The 23551-nt window shown below is 59.8% G+C and carries 17 protein-coding genes; all 17 read left to right on the top strand.

Features of this window, described 5'->3' with window-relative positions; all coding sequences use genetic code 11:
• The 17 genes from ACQ4W0_RS02150 (at nucleotide 1) to rfbH (ending at nucleotide 23546) form a co-directional block, all read left to right on the top strand.
• Nucleotides 1–600, top strand: coding sequence for an LPS-assembly lipoprotein LptE (locus ACQ4W0_RS02150; protein WP_436575279.1), 600 nt, complete (start codon nucleotides 1–3; stop codon nucleotides 598–600).
• A 10-nt stretch (nucleotides 601–610) separates the two neighbouring features.
• Nucleotides 611–1627 carry a DNA polymerase III subunit delta gene (gene holA, locus ACQ4W0_RS02145; RefSeq protein WP_092802781.1) on the top strand — a complete coding sequence of 339 codons (1017 nt, stop codon included), beginning with the start codon at nucleotides 611–613 and terminating at the stop codon, nucleotides 1625–1627.
• Between the two features lie 23 nt (nucleotides 1628–1650).
• Nucleotides 1651–2922, top strand: a complete 1272-nt coding sequence (locus tag ACQ4W0_RS02140; RefSeq protein ID WP_436575278.1) for a glutamate-5-semialdehyde dehydrogenase — start codon at nucleotides 1651–1653, stop codon at nucleotides 2920–2922.
• 71 nt (nucleotides 2923–2993) lie between these two features.
• A complete protein-coding gene (locus tag ACQ4W0_RS02135) occupies nucleotides 2994–3431 on the top strand; it encodes a CopD family protein (protein ID WP_426074123.1) in 438 nt (145 codons plus the stop codon).
• Between the two features lie 10 nt (nucleotides 3432–3441).
• A complete protein-coding gene (locus tag ACQ4W0_RS02130; protein ID WP_436575277.1) occupies nucleotides 3442–4056 on the top strand; it encodes a 2-hydroxychromene-2-carboxylate isomerase in 615 nt (204 codons plus the stop codon).
• 94 nt (nucleotides 4057–4150) lie between these two features.
• Nucleotides 4151–5356 carry a THUMP domain-containing class I SAM-dependent RNA methyltransferase gene (locus ACQ4W0_RS02125; RefSeq protein ID WP_436575276.1) on the top strand — a complete coding sequence of 402 codons (1206 nt, stop codon included), beginning with the start codon at nucleotides 4151–4153 and terminating at the stop codon, nucleotides 5354–5356.
• Between the two features lie 74 nt (nucleotides 5357–5430).
• On the top strand, nucleotides 5431–6711 hold the full coding sequence (locus ACQ4W0_RS02120) for a multidrug effflux MFS transporter (protein WP_436575275.1): 1281 nt from the start codon (nucleotides 5431–5433) through the stop codon (nucleotides 6709–6711).
• Between the two features lie 201 nt (nucleotides 6712–6912).
• On the top strand, nucleotides 6913–9066 hold the full coding sequence (locus ACQ4W0_RS02115; RefSeq protein WP_436575274.1) for an HDOD domain-containing protein: 2154 nt from the start codon (nucleotides 6913–6915) through the stop codon (nucleotides 9064–9066).
• Between the two features lie 5 nt (nucleotides 9067–9071).
• On the top strand, nucleotides 9072–11276 hold the full coding sequence (locus tag ACQ4W0_RS02110) for an EAL domain-containing response regulator (RefSeq protein WP_436575273.1): 2205 nt from the start codon (nucleotides 9072–9074) through the stop codon (nucleotides 11274–11276).
• Between the two features lie 3 nt (nucleotides 11277–11279).
• A complete protein-coding gene (locus tag ACQ4W0_RS02105; protein WP_436575272.1) occupies nucleotides 11280–12854 on the top strand; it encodes an SEL1-like repeat protein in 1575 nt (524 codons plus the stop codon).
• Nucleotides 12855–13035: 181 nt separating this feature from the next.
• The gene (locus ACQ4W0_RS02100) at nucleotides 13036–13740 is read left to right on the top strand and encodes a DUF4197 domain-containing protein (RefSeq protein ID WP_436575271.1); all 705 of its coding nucleotides are present in this window, start codon (nucleotides 13036–13038) and stop codon (nucleotides 13738–13740) included.
• Between the two features lie 425 nt (nucleotides 13741–14165).
• The gene (locus ACQ4W0_RS02095) at nucleotides 14166–17060 is read left to right on the top strand and encodes a YjbH domain-containing protein (protein ID WP_436575270.1); all 2895 of its coding nucleotides are present in this window, start codon (nucleotides 14166–14168) and stop codon (nucleotides 17058–17060) included.
• 56 nt (nucleotides 17061–17116) lie between these two features.
• Nucleotides 17117–18997, top strand: coding sequence for an SLBB domain-containing protein (locus ACQ4W0_RS02090; protein ID WP_436575269.1), 1881 nt, complete (start codon nucleotides 17117–17119; stop codon nucleotides 18995–18997).
• A gap of 84 nt (nucleotides 18998–19081) precedes the next feature.
• Nucleotides 19082–20311, top strand: coding sequence for a GumC family protein (locus ACQ4W0_RS02085; protein ID WP_436575268.1), 1230 nt, complete (start codon nucleotides 19082–19084; stop codon nucleotides 20309–20311).
• A 41-nt stretch (nucleotides 20312–20352) separates the two neighbouring features.
• Nucleotides 20353–21123, top strand: a complete 771-nt coding sequence (gene rfbF, locus ACQ4W0_RS02080) for a glucose-1-phosphate cytidylyltransferase (RefSeq protein WP_436575267.1) — start codon at nucleotides 20353–20355, stop codon at nucleotides 21121–21123.
• Entirely contained in the window at nucleotides 21123–22190 is a 1068-nt protein-coding gene (gene rfbG, locus ACQ4W0_RS02075) for a CDP-glucose 4,6-dehydratase (protein WP_436575266.1), read from the top strand. Before rfbF ends, rfbG begins: the two co-directional genes overlap by 1 nt.
• 30 nt (nucleotides 22191–22220) lie before the next feature.
• A complete protein-coding gene (gene rfbH / locus ACQ4W0_RS02070; protein ID WP_436575265.1) occupies nucleotides 22221–23546 on the top strand; it encodes a lipopolysaccharide biosynthesis protein RfbH in 1326 nt (441 codons plus the stop codon).
• Nucleotides 23547–23551: the final 5 nt, after the last annotated feature.

Genomic DNA, 23551 nt, shown 5'->3' with positions numbered 1-23551 from the left:
ATGACGACTTCCTCTTCCGTATCGCTGCTGGGCCGCCGTGCTGTGCTGGCTTTGGGTCTGACTGTCCTGCTGTCAGCCTGCGGCTTTCACTTGCGCGGTTCGAACGGCAGTTTCATGCTGCCGTTCGCGACGATGTACATCGGCTTGCCCGAGACATCGCCGCTGGCGATCGGCCTGAAGCGCTATATCCGCGCCATAGGCAGCACGGAGGTGGTCAACACCAAGGATGGCGCCGACGCTGTCCTTGAGGTGCTCACCGACCCGGAAAGGAATCGTACCAAGACCATTTTGTCGCTGAACAAAAATGGCCGCGTACAAGAGTACCAGCTCGGCTATTCGATCAATTTCCGTGTCGTGGACAAGGCCGGCAACCAGCTGCTGGCACCGACGACCATCAGCCTGGTGCGTCCGATTACCTTCGACGAATCGCAGGTGCTGGCCAAGGAAACCGAGGAAGCGGCACTGTACCGCGACATGCGCAACGATCTGGTGCAACAGATCATGCGCCGCCTGGCCGCCATCAAGCCGGTCCTGCCGGCCATGTCGGTGGCGCCAGTGGAGCCCGTGACACCGGTCGTGCCGGCAACCCCGCAGCAGTAACGGGGACGCCATGCAATTGCGGATAGACGCGCTCGATGGGCATGTGGCCAAGCCGCTGGCGCAGCTGTATGTGATCACCAGCGACGAACATTTGCTGGCGCTGGAAGCGGCCGACAAGATCCGCCGCGCGGCGCGTGCGCAGGGTTATTCCGAGCGGGATGTGCTGACGGTGGAGCGCAGCTTCAAGTGGGGCGAACTGTTGGCGGCGAACCAGGAGCTGTCGCTGTTCGGCGATAAAAAACTGATCGAGCTGCGCATCCCCACCGGCAAGCCGGGCAAGGATGGCGGCGCGGCGCTGCAAAGCTATGCCAAGAACCTCAGCCCCGACAACCTGACGCTGATCACCTTGCCCAAGCTGGACTGGGCCACGCAAAAGGCGGCCTGGGTCGCCAGCCTGCAGCAGGCGGCCGTGTATATCGAGATTCCGAATGTGGAACGGGCGCAGTTGCCGGCCTGGATATCCCAGCGCCTGGCCGCGCAGGGGCAGAGTGCCGAACGGGCCAGCATCGACTTCATCGCCGAGCGGGTGGAGGGCAATTTGCTGGCGGCACACCAGGAAATCCAGAAACTGGGCTTGCTGCATGCGGCGGGCAAGCTGACGTATGAGCAAGTGCAGGACGCGGTGCTGAACGTGGCCCGCTACGATGTCTTCAAGCTGTCCGAGGCCATGCTGGCCGGCGATCCGGCGCGCCTGGTGCGCATGCTCGAAGGCTTGAAAGGCGAGGGCGAGGCGCTGCCGCTGGTCTTGTGGGCCGTCTCCGAGGAAATCCGCACGCTGTTAAAATTGAAGGCCGGTATGGCGCAAGGGCGTCCATTGGGCGCGCTGCTGAAGGAATACCGCATCTGGGGGCCGCGCGAGCGGATGATGGAACCGGCCTTGCGGCGCATTTCGCTGCCCGTGCTGGAAGCGGCGCTGCAGCAGGCGGCACAGGTGGACAAGATGATCAAGGGTTTGCGCGCCAAGGGCTACGCGGGCGATGCCTGGGATGCCATGCTGCAGTTGGGCCTGAAGATTGCCCGAGGCTAGTTTTTTACTATATGGATACGAGCATGGACATCACAGAATATATGCAGGACGTGGGGACGCGCGCGCGCGCCGCATCGCGCGCCATGGCGCGTGCCGACAGCGCAACGCGCAACCGCGCCTTGACCCTGATCGCCGCCGCCATCGTGCGCGATGCCGATCTGCTGCGCGCGGCCAACCAGCGCGACCTCGATGCGGCCGCTGCCGCCGGCCTGGCGCCGGCCATGCTGGACCGTCTGACCCTGTCCGACGCCGCCATCGCCACCATGGTCGAAGGCTTGACGCAGATCGTCGCGCTGGCCGACCCGATCGGCGAGATCTCGAACATGAAATTCCGCCCGACGGGCATTCAGGTGGGCCAGATGCGCGTGCCGCTGGGTGTCATCGGCATCATCTATGAAGCGCGCCCGAACGTGACGGTGGACGCGGCCGGCCTGTGCATCAAGAGCGGCAACGCAACGATTTTGCGCGGCGGCTCGGAAGCCATCCATTGCAACCGCGCGCTGGCCAGGCTGGTGCAGGAAGGACTGGCCGGCGCAGGCCTGCCGCAGGACGCCGTGCAAGTCATCGATACCACCGACCGCGCCGCCGTCGGTGCCCTGATCACCATGCCGCAGTACGTGGACGTCATCGTGCCGCGCGGCGGCAAGGGCTTGATCGCGCGCCTGATGGAAGAAGCTACTGTGCCGATGATCAAGCACCTCGATGGCATCTGCCACGTCTACATCGACGCCAAGGCCGATATCAAGAAGGCGATCGATATTGGCTTCAACGCGAAGTGCCACCGCTATGGCACCTGCAACACCATGGAAACCCTGCTGGTATCGCGCGCCATCGCCGCTGCCGTGCTGCCCCAGCTGGCCGAACTGTACCTGACCAAGCAGGTGGAACTGCGCGCCGATCCTGAAAGCCATGCGATCCTGGCCGCCGCTGCTTATCCGTACCTGGTGCCCGCCACCGAGGAAGACTGGTCCACCGAATACCTGGCGGCGATCCTGTCGGTGAAGGTGGTCGATGGCATCGACGAAGCGATGGACCACATCAACCAGTATTCATCGAAGCACACGGAAGCTATCATCACGGAAGATTACAGCGATGCGCTGCGCTTCCTGCGCGAAGTCGATTCCGCCTCGGTGATGGTGAACGCATCGACGCGTTTTGCCGATGGTTTTGAATATGGCCTGGGCGCCGAGATCGGCATCTCGAACGACAAGCTGCACGCGCGTGGCCCGGTGGGACTGGAAGGCCTGACATCGCTCAAGTACGTGGTCTTTGGCCACGGTGAAGTACGCAAGTAGTCTTTCTTCGCGGGTGGCTCACGAGGCTGCCCGCGCGCTCATTTCTGTATCTTTCTGACACTGGGAACCCCATGCTCTTTCTCTGGACCAAAGCCTTCCACATCATCTTCGTCATGTCCTGGTTTGCCGGCCTGTTTTATTTGCCGCGCATCTTCGTGAACCTAGCGATGGAGACGGAAACGGTAGCCACCGAGCGCCTGCTGCTGATGGCGCGCAAGCTGTACCGCTTCATGTCCCTGCTGGCGTTGCCGGCGATGGTGCTGGGGCTGGCGTTGATGTGGATGCTGTACGGTGGGGGCGAAGGCCGCGTGAAGATGCCGGGCTGGATGCACGCCAAGCTGACGTTCGTGGTGCTGCTGCTCGGCTACCACCACGCCTGCGGTTCCATCCTGCGCAAGTTTGAAAAAGGCGTCAACAAGCGTAGCCATACCTGGTTCCGCTGGTTTAATGAAGTGCCGGTGGTGATGCTGCTGGCCGTCGTCGTGCTGGTCGTGGTCAAGCCTTTCTAAGGGAATCGAGATGAGTGCAAGCCAGAGCAAAGTCGTGCAGTATTTCTTCGCGCCCCACTCGCCATGGACCTACCTGGGCCACGCGCGCCTGATGGCCATCGCCGCGAAGACGGGCGCACAGATCGACATTCGCCCCTTTGACCTGGGCAAGGTCTTCAGTGTCTCGGGTGGCCTGCCGCTGGCCAAGCGCGCACCGCAGCGCCAGGCGTATCGCCTGGCCGAACTGGCGCGTTGGTCGGCTTATTTGCAAGTGCCGCTGACCTTGCAGCCGAAGTTCTTCCCCGTGTCGCCGGAAGCCTCGGCCAAGCTGATCATCGCCACACGCCTGGCGCACGGCGTGGAGGCGTCGCTGAACCTGGCGCACGCCATCATGCGCGGCCTGTGGGCTGAAGAGCGCAACATTGGCGACGAGGAAACCCTGGTGCAGATCGCGCTTGATGCCGGTTTCGATGGCCGCCAGTTGCTGAAGACGTCGGAAACGGTCAGCGTGCAGGCCGAATATGATGCCAACACGGAGGCGGCGACTGCCGCCAGCGTCTTCGGCTCGCCGTGGTACATCGTCGATGGCGAAGGATACTGGGGCCAGGACCGCCTCGATTTTGTCGAGCGGGCGCTGTCAGTATAGTAGTTAGTACCGGGGTCAAACCCGTCGGGTCTGACCCCAGATTTCATTTGCTTTTAAGTAAAATTGTTTTTAACGGATAAAAGGTATCCTAATTATGGCTTCATATTTTTGCCCATGCCCGCGCGGCATGGAAGCGGCGCTGGCCGAGGAACTGGGCGAGATCGCCCAGGATAGTTCGACCATGAAGGTCCACAACCAGGTACCGGGCGGCGTACACTGCTCGGGCGACCTGCTCGATGCCTACCGTATCAACCTGCATTCGCGTATCGCTTCGCGCGTGCTGATGCGTATGGCCCATTCCGGCTACAAGACGGAAAACGACATTTATGACCTGACCCTGGCGCAAGCCTGGGAAGACTGGTTCGGCGTGCACCACACGATCCGTGTCGACGTTACGGCCGTGAAGTCGCCGCTGCGCAGCCTGGAATTTACCACCCTGAAGATCAAGGATGCGATCTGCGACCGCTTCCGCGACCAGTTCAACGAGCGTCCATCGGTCAACACCAAGACGCCGGACATGCGCATCGTCGGCTTCCTCGACGCGAACACGTTTACCGTGTATCTCGACACCTCGGGCGAAGCGCTGTTCAAACGTGGCTGGCGCGAAGAGACGGGCGACGCGCCGCTGCGCGAAAACCTGGCCGCCGGCCTGCTGCGCGTGTCGGGCTGGAAGCCGGGCATGGTGCTGTTCGATCCGATGTGCGGTTCCGGCACCATCCTGGCCGAAGCGGCGCAGATGTTGCAAGGCATTCCGCCCGGTGCTACGCGCCAGTTCGCCTTTGAAAACTTCCACGATTTCGATCCGGCGCCGTGGAATGCCATGAAAAACGCCATCAAGGTCAATCCGCTGCCTGCCGAACCGACTATTTTCGGCAGCGACATCTCGGGCGACATGGTGGCCATGACGCGTCATAACCTGCGTTGCGCCGGCGTGCGCTTCGACGTACCCTTGAAACAGATCGAGGCACAGGAAGTCAAGCCGCCAAGCGACGTGCCGGGCATCATGCTGACCAATCCGCCGTACGGCGAGCGTATCGGCGTGCGCGGCGACAGCACCATCCCGGAAGATGAATTGTCGACGTCCTTCTATTCGGCCATGGGCACGACCCTGAAGCAGCGCTTCGCCGGCTGGACCGTGTTTCTCTTCACGGCCGACCTGGGCCTGCCCAAGCTGTTGCGCCTGAAAGAAGCGCGCAAGACGCCATTCTTCAACGGCGCGCTGGAATGCCGTTTGTTCCGCTTTGATATGGTCGCAGGCTACAACCGCCGCGAAGAAGCCAAACCAAAGCCACAGCAGTAAGCGTTCACCGCAAGACACCCGCAGTAACCCCGCGCGCGGACCAATGCTGGTCCGCGCGCCACTTTGGATCCGCCATGTTTCCCACCCCTCCGGCCAACGTGCCGCCCGACCCGGTTACGCCCGTTCCGCCTCCCACCCCGAGCCACATGGCGCCGCTGAGCCGCGGTGCGCTGGCCATGATGCTGGCCGGGCTGTCGATGCTGGGTCCCCTGTCGATCGATACGTATCTGCCTGCCTTTGGCGCGATCCAGGGTTCGCTGCAGGCCTCGCCGCTGGAAGTGCAGCAGTCGCTGACGTTTTACATGCTGGCCTTTGCCGGCATGGTGTTGTGGCATGGCGCGATTTCGGACACGTTTGGCCGGCGCAACGTCATCCTCGTGTCGCTGCTGATGTTTGCCATCGGCTCGCTGGGCTGCGCTTCGGCGCACACGGTGCACTATCTGTGGTTCTTCCGCATCATGCAGGGCGTCTCGGCCGGCGCCGGCGTGGTGATCAGCCGCGCCATCATTCGCGACCTGTATGCCGATGCGGCGGCGGCCCGTTTGCTGTCGCTGGTGACGATGATCTTTTCCATCGCCCCGGCCGTGGCACCGATTCTTGGTGGCTGGATCGTCATCTGGTTCGACTGGCGCTCGATTTTCCTGTTCCTCGCCTTTTACACGGTGATCCTGCTGGCCTTCTGCTACTGGCGCCTGCCTGAAACCTTGCCGATGGAAAAACGCCAGCCCTTCAATCCCCGTTTCCTGGCGTCGAGCTATGGCCAGATCCTGCGCTCGCCCCTGTTCCACATCAAGGCCGGCATCGTCGCCCTCAATTTCGCGGGCCTGTTCCTGTTCATCACGGCTGCGCCGGAAATGCTGCCCAAGCAACTGCACCTGGGACCATCGCAGTTCGCCTGGCTGTTCATCCCGTGCGTGAGCGGGATCTTCATGGGGGCCCTGGCGGCCAACCGCATCGCCGGCAAGGTGACGTTCGCGCGCCAGATCGGCATCGGCTTTGCCTTCCTGCTGTGCGCTGCCAGCGTCAATGTCGTGTATCACCTGTTCCTGCCACCGTCGCTGCCCTGGTCGGTGCTGCCCCTGTTTTTCTACACCTTCGGCATGTCGCTGGTGGGACCGGGCGCGACTCTGCTGGCGCTCGATCTGTTCCCGCATATCCGCGGCACTGTCGCCTCGTGCCAGTCGTTCGCCAGCACCTTGCTCGGTGCCGTGGTGGCCGGCGTAATCTCGCCGCTGCTGTCCGGTTCCGTGCTGTGGCTGGCGTCGGGCCAGCTGGCGTTTACGGGCCTGGCGCTGGTTCTGTGGCTGATATCGCGGCGCTTTCGCCACCGTTTGCTGGGTTCCTTCAGGGCATAAGTTTCCATGACAGAACGCTGGGTTTATTTCAACTTAATTTTCTATATTGCAAGTAATATCCGGCGCTTATGATAAGATGACTTTTTTCCCGGCATCCTCTCAGGCGACATTTTTTGGGTTACAGGAGTAGAGGATTCCTCTGACGTGGCCGCGCTTCGCTGCTGAGCGCTCATCCTTTTCGAACCGGCAATGCCTGATACGATGCATCAATCTGATCACGATATTCGCAATCGCCTGCTGATTGCCCGCCTGCCGGCCATGCCGCAGATTCTCATCAAACTGATCGCCCACCTGCAGGCTGACGATGCCGGCATGCCGGAGCTGGCCGCCCTGATCGCCAAGGATGCGGGCATGACCAGCAAGATCCTCGGCGTGGCCAACAGCTCTGCCTACCATCGCCAGGGCAAGGTCGTCAGCCTGGAACAGTCGCTCGTGTCGCTGGGCACGGACATGATCAAAACCCTGGTCATCAGCGAATCCGTGTTCCAGACCTTCAACAGCTTTCCCCATTCCGGCAGCACCGACCTGCGCGCCTTCTGGAAAAGTTCGCTCTCGGCCGCCGTCATGGCGCGCGCGCTGGCCAAGGCCATGGCCTATCCGCACGTCGAGGAAGCGTACCTGGCGGGATTGCTGCACAACGTGGGCCGCCTGGCCTTGCTGGCCACGGCGCCGAAGGAATACGCGTTCAATTTCACGGCGCGCGACGATGCCGCCCTGTGCGCGGTGGAGCAGCGCACCTTGCAGATCACGCATGCCGAAGCGGGCGCCTGGCTGATCGAGCGCTGGCATCTCGATTCCTTCCTGGCCGACAGCGTGCTGTATCACCACGAACCGCTGGCGCGCCTGGAGGCCAGTCATCCTTTGATCCGCATCGTGCGCCTGGCGCACTTGCTGTGCTGCCATGCCGACGATGCGGAATCGATCGCGCAGGCGGCGCAGCTATGCGCGCTGGAGGTGGAGGTACTGGAAAACCTGGCCGGCAGCGTCGCGCGCCAGGTGGAGCAGGCCGCGCAGCACCTGGGCATCGACCTGGCCGGCGCGGATGATATCGTCACCCCGCCCGCATATGCGCCGCCATCCATCGATCCGGTGCAGCAGCGCCTGTCCGACGAAGTGCGCAACATGGTGCTGGTATCCGAAGTGGGCCAGACCTTTGCCCGGCAGCAGGGCGAGAGCAGCCTGCTCGAAGCCATCACGCGCTCGGCGCGCATCCTGTTCGACTTTGAAACCGCCGTCATCCTGCTGCAAAACCCCACCGGTCATGCGTTGACCGGCGTGGCGGCGGGAGAACATCAGCAGCGCCTGGCCGGCTTCTCGATCCCGCTGGCCAAGGGCGGACCCTTGGCCGCCTCGGCGCTGGAGTGCCAGCTGGCGTTCCTGAAACGCGACATGCCGGCGCTGGGCATCGTCGAGGAGCAGCTGTTCCGCATCCTCGGCACGGACAGCCTGGTCTGCGTGCCTTTGGCGTCGGGCCAGCGCAGCCTTGGGGTGCTGATCGGCGGCGTGGCGGCGTGGCAGATTGCCGCTTGCCAGAAGCGCGAGGGTTTCCTGCGCGCGTATGCCAACCAGGCCGCCACGGCGCTGGAAACGGCCATCAGTGCGCGCGGCCTGGCTCGGCGCCAGCTCGATCACGTGGCCGAGGAATACCGTGCCGCGTCGCGCCGCGTCGTGCATGAAGTGAATAATCCGCTGTCCATCATCAAGAACTACCTGAGCGTACTTGATCACAAGCTGGAGAAACAGGAGCCGGTCAGCGGCGAGATGGCTATCCTGAACGAAGAAATCGATCGGGTCGGGCAGTTGATCGGCGGCCTGGCCGATTTGCAGCCCGTGGACGCGGGCGGCGTCACCGATTGCGCGCGCGTGGTCGATGATGTGCTGCGATTGTTCCGCGCCACCGACTTCCTGCCGCCGAAGATCGAGGTCGTCACGCGCATGCAGGACGCGCCATGCGAGGTGGAGGCCGATGCCGACATGCTCAAGCAAATCCTGCTCAACCTGCTGAAAAACGCCGTCGAAGCGCTGCCCGATGGCGGGCGCATCGAAGTGGCGAACCGGGGCCACGTCAACCGCGACCGCCGCTTGTATCTGGAATTGTGCGTCAGCGATAATGGCGCCGGCCTGGCGCCGGAGGTGCTGGCCAATTTGTTTTCTCCCGTGCGCAGCAACAAGGACGGGGCGCATCACGGCCTGGGCTTGTCCATCGTGCATGACCTGGTTACCCGCCTGCATGGGGTGATTGGCTGCCGCAGCAGCAAGTCCGGTACGTCGTTTGAAATTTTACTGCCCATTCCCGTGCCGACGAGCGCTGCAGCCGTGCTGCCCGCACCCGGCAATATCGCCTTGTCTTCGTAACGTCCATGAACTCCTCCGCCATTCCATTTGACCTGGAAAACAGCCCGCGCATCCTGCTCGTCGATGACGAGCCCCGCCTGCTCGCCTCCCTCCACGAATTGCTGAAGGACCGCGGCTACCAGCTGTACACGGCCACCTGTGGCAGCGAGGCGCTGGCGCAGTTGTCAAAACTGCGCTTCGACCTGATCCTGCTCGATTTGCGCTTGCCCGACATGAGCGGCCATGAAATCATGGACCACATCAACCGGCGCGGCATCGAGGGCGACGTGATCGTCATGAGCGGCGACGTCGGCATCGAGGCGGCCATCGGCGCCCTGAAACGTGGCGCCTACGATTATTTGCGCAAGCCCTACAGCCGCGAGGAGCTGCTCAAGACGGTGGAGAACGCGCTGCAAAAGCGCAAGCTGGCGCTGGAGAACGAGCGCATCGCGCTGCAGCTGGAAAACTCGGAAAAGATGTACCGCTACCTGGTCGACAGCTCGCCCGACATCATCTACACCTTGAACCACGAAGGCCGCATCACCTTCATCAACGACCGGGTGCACCAGTTGCTGGGCTTCAGCCGCGAAGAGCTGATCGGCAGTCATTACTCGATCCTCGTGCACGATGAAGACCAGGAGCGTGCGCGCTATGCCTTCAATGAGCGCCGCCTCGACGAGCGCGCTTCGCGCAATGTGGAACTGCGCCTGAAGTGCCATAGCGGCAGCGGCAGCGACCGTACCTTCAACAACACGCTGATGACGATTCCGCTCAATTCGATCAGCATGCACGGCCTCGATCACGACACCAGGAAGCAGGAATACTTCGGCACCTATGGCGTGGCGCGCGACATCACCGACCGCAAGCGCGCCGAGGAAGTCATCTCCTACCAGGCCTATCACGACATCCTGACGGACCTGCCGAACCGCATGCTGTTCAAGGATCGCCTGGGGCTGGCCGTGATCCAGGCGCGACGCAAGCTGACGGAACTGGCCGTGATGTTCATCGATCTCGATCGCTTCAAACTGGTCAACGACACGCTGGGCCACGTCAAGGGTGATGAGTTGCTGCAGCAGGTGGCGCTGCGTCTGAAGGATTGCTTGCGCCGCGGCGATACGCTGGCGCGCCAGGGCGGCGATGAATTCACCATCGTGCTGCCGGAACTGCGCGACCGCCAGGATGCACGCCTGATCGCCGACAAATTCCTCGAATGCCTGCACCAGCCCTTCGACCTCGATGGCAACCAGGTGCATATTTCGGCCTCCATCGGCATCGCCATCTATCCGGGCGACGGCGAGACCATCGACGAGTTGCTGCGCCATGCCGACATCGCCATGTACCAGGTCAAGGCGCTGGGCAAGAACGGCCACAGTTTTTATCACGAGTCCATGCTCGATGTATCGCACCAGAAGATCGCGCTCGAGCAGAGCCTGCGCAAGGCGCTGGAGCTGAACCAGCTGGAGATGTATTACCAGCCGCAGGTGGATGTGATGACGGGGCGCATCGTTGGCGCCGAAGGTCTGATGCGCTGGAACCACCCGCATCGGGGCTTGCTGACGGCCGGCGAATTCCTGCCGTTTGCCGAGGAAAACGGCTTGATGCTGCCGATCTCGGACTGGATGCTGGGCGCCCTGTGCCGCGACCTGGTGCAGTGGGACGCGGCCGGCGGCGAAGCCGTGCGCCTGTCGCTGAATCTGTCACCGCAATACCTGGACCGGGGCGACTTTTTCGAGAAGATGCGCGGCGCGCTGACGCGCTACGGCATCGCGCCGGAAAAGATCGAAGTGGAAATCACGGAAAACATCTGCATCCGCAATCCGCAATATGCGATCGAACAGTTGAACAAGCTGTGCCAGCTGGGCGTGTCGGTCGCCATCGACGATTTCGGCACCGGCTATTCCTCGCTGTCGTATCTGCACCGCTTCCCCATCCACACCATCAAGATCGACCAGTCCTTCGTCAAGGAAATCCACGACGAGCACGGACACTATCCCGTCATCCTGGCCATCATCTCGATCGCGCGCGGACTGGGCCTGCACCTGATTGCCGAAGGCGTGGAGACGGAAGGCCAGGCGCGCTATCTGCAGGACAAGGGCTGCACCACGATGCAGGGCTATCTGTACCACCGGCCCATTTCGCTGGGCAGCTTCATCGGCGTGCTGCAGGAGCAGAATCGCCTGATCGCCGATGCCGCACCGGGCGCACCGCAGCCGCTGGCCATCGAGGCCTGATCCATGCCGCTTGCCGATCCCCGCTACACGGCTGCTCATTACACGGCTGATTACCTGCGCCTGAAAGGACTGGCCGAGAAGGGCAATGCGAATGCCCAGCACAGCCTGGGCTTCATGTATTTCAATGGCCAGGGTATCGAGCAAAGCTATGCGCTGGCATTGCACTGGTATGGCCTGGCTGCCGCGCAGGGACTCGAACACGCGCAATACAACCTGGGAGTCATGTGCCAGAAGGGGCAGGGCGTGGCACAGGATTTTGTGCAAGCCGCGCACTGGTACCAGCAGGCGGCCGAGCAAGGTTACGCGGCGGCGCAGTACAACCTGGGCTGGCTGTATGCCAAGGGCCAGGGACTCGCGCAGGATAGCGGGCTAGCCATGTTGTGGTTCAGCCGGGCGGCGGAGCAGGGCGACGCGGGGGCGCAAAACAATCTGGGCATGATGTATGACAATGGCAAGGGCGTGCCGCAGGATTTCGTGCAAGCTATCGCCTGGTACCGCAAGGCGGCCGAACAGGGCTATGCGCGTGCCCAGTTCAACCTGGGCCTGCGCTACGACAATGGCCAGGGCGTGCGGCAGGACCGCCAACAGGCGACTGCCTGGCTGCGCAAGGCGGCCGAGCAGGGCTATGCGCCGGCCCAGTTCAACCTGGCGCTGCGCTATGAAAACGGCGACGTGCTGCCGCAGGACAGCGGGCAGGCGATCACCTGGTACCGGCGCGCCGCCGAGCAGGGCCACGCCAGTTCGCAGTTCAATCTGGGTCTGATCTATGACAATGGCCAGGGCGTGCCCTGCGATAAGCAGGCGGCACTCGACTGGTATGTCAGGGCGGCAGGGCAGGGGCACGCGGCGGCCCAGCACAACCTGGGTCTGCACCATGAACATGGCGCGCAGGACTATACCCGGGCGCAGTTGTTCTATCGCCAGGCGGCCGGGCAGGGCTTTCCCGCAGCGCAGTATCAGCTGGGACTCCTGCATGAGCATGGACAGGGCACGCCAGTCGATGCACAGGAAGCCATCTTCTGGTTCCGCAAGGCAGCCGACCAGGGGCATGTGCGGGCGCAGTTCGACCTGGGCCTGCGCTACGAACATGGCCAGGGCGTGCCGCACGATCTGTCGCTGGCGCTGGAGTGGTACCGCCGCGCCGCCGAGCAGGATTACGCGCCGGCGCAGTACATGCAGGGCGTCTTGCACGACCGTGATGACGGCCCGGCGCCCGACAGCCAGCTGGCATGCGCCTGTTATTGCCGTGCCGCCGCGCAGGGCCACAGCCTGGCCCAGTTTGCGTTGGGCCTGCGGCATGACAATGGCCAGGATGTGCCGCAGGATTATGCTGCCGCCTGGGACTGGTATGCGCTGGCCGCGCGCCAGGGCCATGCGCGGGCGCAAATGAATCTGGGCTTGATGGCGGCCAGCGGCCAGGGTGGCCCGCTCGATTTGCAGCAGGCGTATATCTGGCTGTCGATGGCCGTCGCGGCCGGCGTGGCCGGCGCGGAAAAATCCTTGCGCCAGACAGCGGCGCGCATGCGCGAGACAGATCTGGCGCGGGTGCGCGAACATCTGGCGGCGATAGCAGGCTAAGCCATGCCGTCGGCGTTAGCGTGTGCGAATACAACAGCAACTGCTGTATAGTCCCTTCCCTTCGCCATCTGTGGCGCCCCTTGTTTCCCCCTGACGCAAAAAATTGCAGCAGTATTTGCGGTTTTGATGTGCTAAGGTTCCAGAAGAAGGTGGTCTGTATATTCTTTAGAAAAGGAAAACCATGCGCCTGAACCCTTTCCCTGGCCGTCCGGCCGCCATCCTGTGTGCGCTGGCATTGCTGTCGTCTGGCGTCAGCGCCGCCAGTCCCCTCGATGCCCTCAGCAACCAGGATGCCAGCAATGGCTTGAAAGCTGCACTGGAGGCCGGTTCCGCTGCCGCCGTAGCGAAATTGGGAGTCGAGAATGGCTTCCTGAACAACGACAAGGTCAAAATCAAGCTGCCAGGCATCCTGGAGCAAGCCAAGCCTTTGTTGAAAATGACGGGGCGCGGCCAGCAATTGGACGATCTGGTGGTGGCGATGAACCGTGCCGCCGAGTCTGCCGTGCCCATGGCCAAGCCTTTGCTGCTCGATGCGGTGAAGTCGATGAGCGTGACCGATGCGAAAAATATCCTGTCCGGTGGCGACACGTCGGTGACAGATTTTTTCCGCCAGAAAACATCCGCGCCGCTGGCCGTCAAATTCCTGCCCATCGTGAAATCCGTGACCGACCGTTCCGGCCTGGCCAGCAAATACAACAGCACCATGAGCCAAATCGGCAAGACGGGACTGGTGCCGCAGCAGCAATCGACGGTGGAAGCTTACGTTACCGACCGGGCGATTGATGGCCTGTACCTGATGATAGGCGAGGAAGAGAAAGCCATCCGCAGTAATCCGCTCGCTTACGGCAGCAAGATTATCGGTAAAGTGTTTGGCAGTTTGAAGTGACGGTTGCAGCGTGCTGCGGCGCCGCAGAAGGCGTTTGCGCCGAACTGACAGGTGTGGCGCAAGGGAAACAAGTTAAGCATTTGCTACAAGAAAACAATGTTAAAATTCAGTGACATACATTCCTGAGGCATGATTAAGCAACGATCAATTGCCCGGAAGTACCGAGTTTTAGTGGCGAACTGATGCGCGGCATTGCGAGATGCCCGTGGGTTGGCCTTTTTTCGTTTTATTCACGTTCCCCCAAGCTCATTGATTTTCTGAAGACATAGTCAGGAATTCCAGGTGCAGGATATTTTAGGTAGCCGGATTTGTTAAGCGTACTCAGAAAATCAATTAAATATACTTGGTGTGGCTGCTTGGTGCTTGGCGCGCCTTCGGCGATTGCCGCGACTCCGAATCATGGCGGTCAATCCGGGTATATCAATATGCCCAGTGCCGTGGTGGAAACAGACGGTACCTTCAGCGTCGGCTATAGCTACGACAGTCCCTATGGCCAGTTGTGGGCCACGGCGAATATTCTGCCTTTCCTGCAAATGACGGGACGTTATGTGTCGATCACGGGCATTCCTGGTTTTACCAGTGTGCCCGGTGAGTATGGCAGTGGCTATGGCCGCTACAAGGATAAAGTCGTCGACGGCAAATTGCGCCTGTGGACGGAAACGGAGTGGATTCCATCTGTCGCCGTCGGCATGACGGATTTGTTCGGTACCGAGCTGTTCAAGGGGCAATATGTGGTTGCCACCAAGACTTTTGGCGCCAGCAAGAATATCGAAGCGAGCCTGGGCTATGCCCATAAACGCCCGGATGGCGCATTTGCTGGCGCGCGCTGGACCCCGACGGCACTGCCGCGCTGGTCGGTGGTGGCTGAGTACGATACCACCAATTATCTGCGTGACTTCCGTGCCAGCGAAACGAATGCCGGCAAGCGCCGCAAGGGCGCCTCTGTGGGCCTGGAATACCGTTGGGGCTGGCTTGCCCTGCAAGCGGCACGCAATCGCGACCAGTTCAGCGTGAACGCCTATGTCAGCATTCCGTTTGGCGAGCGCGAGTTCGTTCCCAAGGTGTATGAACCAGCGTACTTCGTGGACGACAAGAACCCGCCGCCGTTGCCGAGCAAGGAAGAATGGCACCGTGACGCCGTGTATGGCGCCGACCTGGTCAATGCGCTGGTGAAGCAGGACTACAAGAATATCCGTGTCGAGCAAGAGGGCAATGTCCTCAGCCTGAGCCTGACCAACAGCCGTATTTCGAACATGGGCCGTGCCGTTGGCCGTGCCGCGCGCACTGCCGTCGCCTTCACGCCAAAGGGCGTGACGACCCTGCGCATCACGTACACCAAGCTGGACCAGCCAATCGCCACCTACGAATTCTTTGATTTGCCAAAACTGAACGACTATTTGGTAGGCAAGATCGATCGCAAGGCTTTCCTCGACGTCGTGCTGCTGCGCTATCCGGAGAAAAGCGATGTCATCCGGGATGATCAGCAAAGCTGGCTGAAAGAATTCCTCGACAAACCGGCGCCCGTCGTGGCCGCTGCACCTGCACCTGCACCTGCACCTGCAGCCGCACCGGTACCTGCCACCGCATCGGCTCCCGCCATTGCGCCAACTGCGCCTGTCGTGTCCGCGCCTGCTCCCGCCAAGGCTGCCGATGTCCTCAAGGACGATGGCAAGCTGGCCGTCGGTGTCGGCGTCGATGGCGATGTGGTGCAAATCAAATCGCTGGACCGGGAAGCGAACCGCTTCAAGGTCGCGCCCAAGGTGGGCTTCTTCTTCAATGATCCGAGCGGCGCCTTCCGCTATTCGATCTCGGCGGTAGCCAACTATGATCGCCGCCTGGGTGACGGCCTGTACCTGAATACTGCCGCCAGCCTGCAATTGCTGGAAACGGTATCGGGCGTCAAGCAGCCATCGAACAGCAACTTACCGCACGTGCGTACCGATATTGCGGAGTATTTGCGCGGCGGACGTTTCTCGCTGAGCCGCGTCTTGCTGAATAAATATGACAATCCTGCCGAACGCGTGTACACCCGCCTGTCGGCTGGCCTGTATGAAGACATGTTTCGCGGCGTTGGCGGCCAGGTGCTGTATCTGCCGAAGGACAGCCGCTGGGCGGCCGACGTGGCCGTCGATGCCTTGCAGCAGCGTGGCTACAAGGGCTTGCTCGATACACTCGACTACAAGACGGTGACGGCGATCGGCTCGCTGCACTACCGCTTGCCGCACGACATTACCGTCACGGCCCGCGCCGGCCGTTTCCTGGCGAAAGATACGGGCGTACGCGTGGAGTTCAAGCGCCGCTTCCAGTCCGGCATCGAAGTCGGTGCGTGGTATACACATACGAACGGCAACGATATCACCAGCCCTGGCACGCCATCGAAGCCGTACCAGGACCGTGGCGTCTTCCTGTCCGTACCGTTGAACAGTATGTTGCCGATGGACACGCAATCGACGGCCGGTTTCGCCATCGCTCCATGGACGCGCGACGTGGGGCAGATGGTGGCCTCGCCGGGCGACCTGTACGACATGTTCGAGCGTCCGCGCGCCGACATGCAAAGCTACGATGGCTTGGGTAACTTTGCCGAGCGCCAGGACGAACAGCACCTGCCTGCCGTCAATCCGCCAGACCGGCCGTTTGTCAGCCCATGGCCCGCCATGCGCGCGCGCCTGGAGCAATCCGCATCTGCTACGCCTAGCGCCCCTGAATGGCTCAAGGCGACGGCGGTGGTTGGGGGCGTGGTGCTGGCCTCCGCGTTGGCCGACAAACCCGTCGACCGTTTCGTCAAGAAGCACGAGGATTCCAAGGTCTACCGTAATTGGGGCAAGCTGGGCAAGGCCATGCCATACGCGGCAGTGGGAGCGGCGGCGGCTGCCTTCGCCCTGGGCGATGAGCGCATGCAAAATACGGGACTCATCTCCCTCCAATCGATTGCCGCGGCAACGGGCGTGGCGGTGGCTGGTAAATATGCGTTTGGTCGCGCCCGCCCAGAGGAAGACCTCGGAGCGTGGAGCCGTGTCGGCAGCGGCAGTTCCCGTTCGAATTCATCCTTCCCTTCCGCGCATGCCGCCATCGGCTTTGCTGCCGTGACGCCATTTGCCAAGGAATACGATGCGCCCTGGCTGTACAGCGTGGCTGCCGTGGGTTCCGCCGGCCGCGTATTTGGCCGCAAGCACTGGGTATCCGACACGGTCGCGGGCGGCATCGTCGGCTACGCCATGGGCAGCTGGCTGTGGCACGCGCAGCGCGACCAGAGCAAATCGGGCTTGTCGATCAATCCCGGACCGAAAGAAATCAGCGTGACCTGGCAGGGCAAGTATTAAGCGCGCATGGCGCTCCCTTTACTCATACAACATTATTCATCCAGACAAAGACCAGCATGAAAAAGCAACTTCGTACTTCCTCGCCGTTCGTGAAACACATGATTTTCTCGGCCTGCCTGATGGGAATGGGTTCCGCCGTTGCACAAGACCTTGGGGCAAGTGACTCTCCCAAAATGCAATCGATGGAGACGGGTAGCGGCCTGCCGGCCATACGCAGTGGTCGCAGTGAACAGCGGCAGGCACAGAACCCGCCCGCCAGCCGTCCGGCCAAACGCGCCGTTGCTGAAGCCGGTGCATTTGAGGTCTATGCGGAAGGCGTGACCGGACAAAAATTGAACATGTTCGGCAAGGACCTGTTCAGCGACGTACCATCCACCTTCGCGCCCTTCGATGGCGCGCAAGTGAACCAGGATTATGTCATCGGCACGGGTGACGAGTTGCAGGTGCGCGGCTGGGGCATGGTCGATATCGACGTCAGCGCCACGGTCGACCGCAGTGGTGCGATCTTCATTCCCCGCGTCGGCTCTGTCAAGGTCAGCGGCGTGCAGTACAAGGATTTGCAGGGCTACCTGAAGAAAGCCGTCGGCAAGATTTACACCAATTTCGAACTGACGGCAAGCATCGCCCAGACACGCGCCGTTCAAGTGTATGTGGTCGGCCACGCCGTGCGTCCCGGCACCTATACCCTGAGCGCCATGAGCACGCTGTTGAACGCCCTGTTCACCTCGGGCGGCCCGGACGCCACGGGTAGCATGCGCAACATCCAATTGAAGCGTGGCGCACAAACCGTCAGCACCTTCGACTTGTACGACATGCTGGCCAAAGGCGACAAGAGCCGCGATGTGACGCTGCGGGACGGCGACGTCATCTACATTCCGGAAGTCGGTCCCCTGGTGGCCTTGACGGGCAATGTGAAGCAGCCCGCCATTTTCGAATTGAAAGGCAATGCCAGCCTGGCCGATGTATTGAGCTGGGCCGGCGGCTTCGATTCTGCGGCGGAAACCAAGCAAGTGATCGTTGAAAAGAACGTCGACAATCAATACAAGACGGTGGTGGAACTGATCGCCGACAAAACCATCACCAGCACCCAGCTGGCGAGTATCCCGGTGAAACCGACCGATGTGCTGCGCGTGTTTGCGCCAGGCGCCGTGCCGGTGCAGGCACAAATCCAGAACGAATACGTGCGCGTGGCCGGCGAAGCCAGACAAAGCGGCATCTTTCTGCTGAAGAAAGGCGAGACCTTGCGCGAGTTGGTCGCCCGCGTGGGGGGGGCGAATGACAACGGTTATCTGTACGCCACCCAGTTGAATCGCGAATCGGTACGGCGTGCCCAGCAAGCCAAGTTGAATGAAGTGGCTGACCGTTTTGAACGCGACTTGGAGTCGAATGCTACCCAGCGTATGGCTGCCTCTGGCGACAAGGAAAATGCGGCAAAAACCGCCGCCGAGGTGGAGCAGCAGCGCCGCATCGTACAGAAACTGCGCACCATCAAGGCCGAGGGCCGCATCGTGCTCGATTTGCCGGGCGTCGACACGCAAATCAAGAACTTACCCGACTTGCCCTTGCAGGATGGCGATACCATTCTGATCCCGCGCCGCCCAGGCACGGTAGATGTGCTTGGCTCGGTATTCCAACAAAACGCCTTTGTCTACCGCCCGCAGCGCACGGTGAGCGATTATGTCCAGCAAGCCGGTGGTCTGACCATCACTGCGGATAAATCCGAGATGTACGTGATACGCGCGGACGGTACGGCGCAGAGTGGACAAAGTACAGGTTGGTTTAGCGGCATCGGCGGCACGGCTTTGAATCCGGGTGATACCGTGGTGGTGCCGGAGAAAATCGATCGCAGCACGTTCATGCAAAGCTTGAAGGAGTGGACGTCGATATTTTATCAATTTGGACTTGGTGCAGCTGGGTTGAAAGTGTTGAAAAATTAAAGGTATTTTTATTTTATTGACTAGATTAAGTATTCGATAGTATATAGAAATATTAATTTCATGCCAAAAATAGAGTAAATAAAAATGCAAGAAAAAATGAGTGTTACTTCGCAAGTGCCTATTAATAATGGAAATTCATTGGATAATAATGATGATCCAATTAATTTGCTTTATCCATTAATTGTTTTGGCGAAAAACAAGAAGCGCATAATTTTCATTCCGATTTTAGCCGCGTTACTAGCGGCTGGAATTACCTTGTTGATGCCGAATAAATATACAGCCACGGTCCAGATTTTGCCTCCGCAATCCCAGTCTGGCGCTAGTGCTATGCTTGGGCAACTAGGGGTGTTGAGTGGGATGGCTGGCGGTGCTTTGGGGGTGAAGAATCCGGCTGATGTTTATCTAGGTATGTTATCTAGTCGCACACTGCAAGACCGCCTGATTGAACGCTTCAAGTTGCGGGAAATATATGAAACCAAGACCGCAACGGATACTAGAAAGGCATTGACTGCGGCCAGCAAAATTGCCACGTCGAAGACAGGCTTGATTGTTCTTGAGTATGAGGATAAAAATCCGAAGTTCGCAGCTGACTTGACAAATGCATATGTCGAGGAATTGCAAAAAATGACGCAGATTTTTGCGGTGACTGAAGCTTCTCAACGGCGTTTGTTTTTTGAAAAACAGCTACAGCAGGCAAAGCAGTCGTTGGCGGATGCGGAGATCGCATTAAAGCAGGTTCAGGAAAAGACAGGATTGATTCAGTTAGATGGTCAGGCGGAGGCTATCATTCGTTCCGCTGCCGATTTCAAGGCTCAAATTGCTGCTAAGGAAGTTCAATTGGGTGCGATGAGAACATTCGCGACGCCAAACAATCCAAATTATCAAAAATTGGAAAAAGAGCTAACTGGTTTGCATGTTCAACTGGCAAAAATTGAAACAGGCATGAATCGTGGTAAAGGTGATATTTCGGTCTCCACCAGCAATGTTCCAGAAGTCGGTCTCGAATATGTCAGGCGGGTGCGCGATGTGAAATACTCTGAGGCGATATTTGAGATGTTGGCGAAGCAGTTTGAATTGGCGAAAATTGATGAAGCCAAGGAAGGATCTATTCTTCAGGTGATGGATTATGCCGTCGTGCCGGATAAAAAATCTTCTCCAGGACGTATGGTTATTGTTTTGAGTGTGTTTTTCCTTTCCGCTTTTTTTATGGTTGTCTTGGCATTTGTACGTGAAATTTTTATTTCAAACGACGTGGATCCGGAAAAAAATATCCAAATTAAGGCGTTGCGTGATGCATTAAAATGGAAATCTTGAAAATAATCTATTATTGATTAATATATTTGGAATGGAATAAAATGAAGGCAGTAATTTTAGCTGGTGGTCTGGGTACAAGGATAAGTGAGGAAACTTCCACCAAACCCAAACCCATGGTAGAAGTCGGTGGAAAGCCCATCCTATGGCATATAATGAAGACATATTCGGCCCATGGTGTGAATGAATTCATCATTTGCTGCGGCTATAAAGGTTACGTAATCAAGGAATACTTTGCAAATTATTTCCTGCATACCTCGGACGTGACGTTCGACATGCAGGATAATAAAATGGAGGTACATGCCCGCAATGCCGAGCCTTGGAAAGTCACCTTGGTCGATACAGGTGACGAGACACTGACCGGCGGTCGCTTGAAGCGCGTCAAGCAATACTTGGAAGGTGAAGAAGCGTTCTGTTTCACCTACGGCGACGGCGTCAGCGATGTCAATATCACCGAATCGATCGCCTTCCACAAAGCGCATGGCAAGCTGGCGACGCTGACCGCGACCCAGCCGCCGGGCCGTTTCGGTGCGCTGATCTTGGACGGTCAGAAGATCAATAGTTTCCAGGAAAAGCCACAAGGCGATGGCGCCTGGATCAATGGCGGCTATTTTGTATTGTCGCCAAAGGTCATCGATTACATCGCGGATGACAGCACCACCTGGGAAAAGCAGCCGCTGGAACGCCTGGCCGCCGAAGGTCAGCTGGACGCGTTTTTCCATCGCGGTTTCTGGCAGCCGATGGATACCTTGCGCGACAAGGTGCAGCTGGAAGAAATGTGGCAGTCGGGTAACGCGCCTTGGAAGGCATATTGATGAAAGCGGCGTTCTGGCAAGGAAAACGTGTTTTCCTGACCGGCCATACCGGTTTCAAAGGCGGCTGGCTGAGCCTGTGGCTGCAGCAACTGGGCGCCGACGTGACCGGCTATGCGCTGGAAGCGCCCACCACCCCCAGCCTGTTTGAAGTGGCGGGCGTGGCGCGCGGCATGGTTTCGATCATCGGCAACGTGCGCGATGGTGAAGCGCTCAAGCGCGCCATGGCACAAGCGCGACCTGAGATCGTGATCCACATGGCGGCCCAGCCGCTGGTGCGTTATTCCTACGTGAATCCGGTGGAAACCTATGCCACCAACGTGATGGGTGTGGTCAACCTGTTGGAAGCCGTGCGCGCCACGCCTGGCGTGCGCTCGGTGGTGAACGTGACCAGCGACAAATGCTATGAAAACCGTGAATGGCCATGGGGCTATCGTGAAACTGAGGCAATGGGTGGTTACGACCCCTATAGCAACAGCAAGGGCTGCGCCGAACTGGTGACGGCCGGCTACCGCAGTTCCTTCTTTAATGCCGAAAAATATGCGGAACATGGCATTGCATTAGGTAGTGGCCGTGCCGGCAATGTAATCGGCGGAGGCGACTGGGCCATGGATAGACTGATTCCCGACATGCTGCGCGCCATTGGCACCGGCCAGCCGGTGATGATACGCAATCCCCATTCGATCCGGCCGTGGCAGCATGTGCTCGAACCGCTGAGCGGCTATCTGACGCTGGCTGAGAAGTTGTATACCGAAGGCCCGGCGCACGCCGAAGGCTGGAATTTCGGTCCACACGACACCGATGCCAAACCCGTGGAATGGATCATCGAGCGCATGACGCAAGAATGGGGCGCGGGCGCGTCCTGGTCGCTGGATGGTCAGGATCATCCACACGAAGCGACCTATCTGAAGCTCGATTGCTCCAAGGCACGCGGCCAGCTGGGCTGGCATCCGCGTTGGGACATCGGCCAGACCATCGCCAAAATTGTTGAGTGGCATAAAGCCTGCGACCAGGGTGCCGACATGCGTGCATTCACGTTGGCGCAAATCGCCACCTATCAAAATACCTAATAAATTACCTAACAAATTGAAGGCTGTATCATGAGCGAACAACTGACCCAACAACAAATCCGCGAGCAGATCGCCGCCCTGGTGGCCCAATATGGCGCCCTGGCCAGCGTGCCAAAACCATTCGAGCCTGGCGTGACCGTGATTCCACCGGCCGGTAAAGTGGTCGGCGCCCCTGAAATGGGCCTGATGGTCGAAGCGTCGCTGGACGCCTGGTTGACGACGGGTCGTTTTAATGACGAATTTGAAAAACGCCTGGCCAAGTTCATCGGCGTCGAATTCCTGATCACGGTAAACTCCGGTTCGTCCGCCAACCTGGTGGCTTTTTCGGCCCTGACGTCGCCAAAACTGGGTGCGCGAGCAATTCAACCTGGCGACGAAGTCATCGGCGTGGCAGCGGGCTTCCCGACCACCGTCAACCCTATCCTGCAGTTTGGCGCTGTGCCCGTCTTCGTCGACGTGGAGCTGGGCACCTACAATATCGACGCCAGCAAGATCGAAGCGGCCATTACCGACAAGACCAAGGCCATCATGCTGGCCCACACCCTGGGTAATCCGTTTAACCTGGAAGTCATCGTCGCACTGTGCAAAAAATACAATTTGTGGCTGGTGGAAGATTGCTGTGACGCCCTGGGCGCCACGTACAACGGCCAGATGTGCGGCACCTTCGGCGACATCGGCACCATGAGTTTCTACCCTGCGCATCACATCACCATGGGCGAGGGCGGCGCAGTGTTTACCAACAATCCGGAACTGAAAGCCATCGCCGAATCGTTCCGCGACTGGGGCCGTGACTGCTATTGCGCACCAGGCAAGGACAATACCTGCGGCCAGCGTTTCTGCTGCAAGCTGGGCACGCTGCCGGAAGGCTACGACCACAAGTACACCTACAGCCACCTAGGCTACAACCTGAAGATCACCGACATGCAAGCGGCATGCGGCTTGGCGCAGATGGACCGCGCGGCTGGCTTTGTACAGGCGCGCAAGGACAACTTCGCCTACATGAAAGATGGCCTGAAAAGCTGCGAGGAATTCCTGATCCTGCCGGAAGCGACGCCGAACTCGGATCCATCCTGGTTCGGTTTCCCGATCACCCTGCGACCGGAAGCGAATGTCGATCGTGTCAGCCTGCTGACGTTCCTGGATCAAAACAAGATCGGTACGCGTCTGCTGTTCGCCGGAAACCTGACACGCCAACCGTACATGATCGGGCGCAACTATCGCGTATCGGGCGAGCTGACCAATACCGACCGCATCATGCACGATACCTTGTGGATTGGCGTTTTCCCTGGTCTGACCCGCGAAATGATGGACTTCTCGATCAGCAAGATCGAAGAGTTCTTCGGTGTCAATTTCTAACTGAC

The sequence above is a fragment of the Janthinobacterium breve genome, assembly GCF_051380895.1.
GTDB lineage: Bacteria > Pseudomonadota > Gammaproteobacteria > Burkholderiales > Burkholderiaceae_D > Janthinobacterium.
The sequence above is the reverse complement of the archived record's forward strand: the minus strand, read 5'-3'. Positions and strand labels throughout refer to the sequence as shown.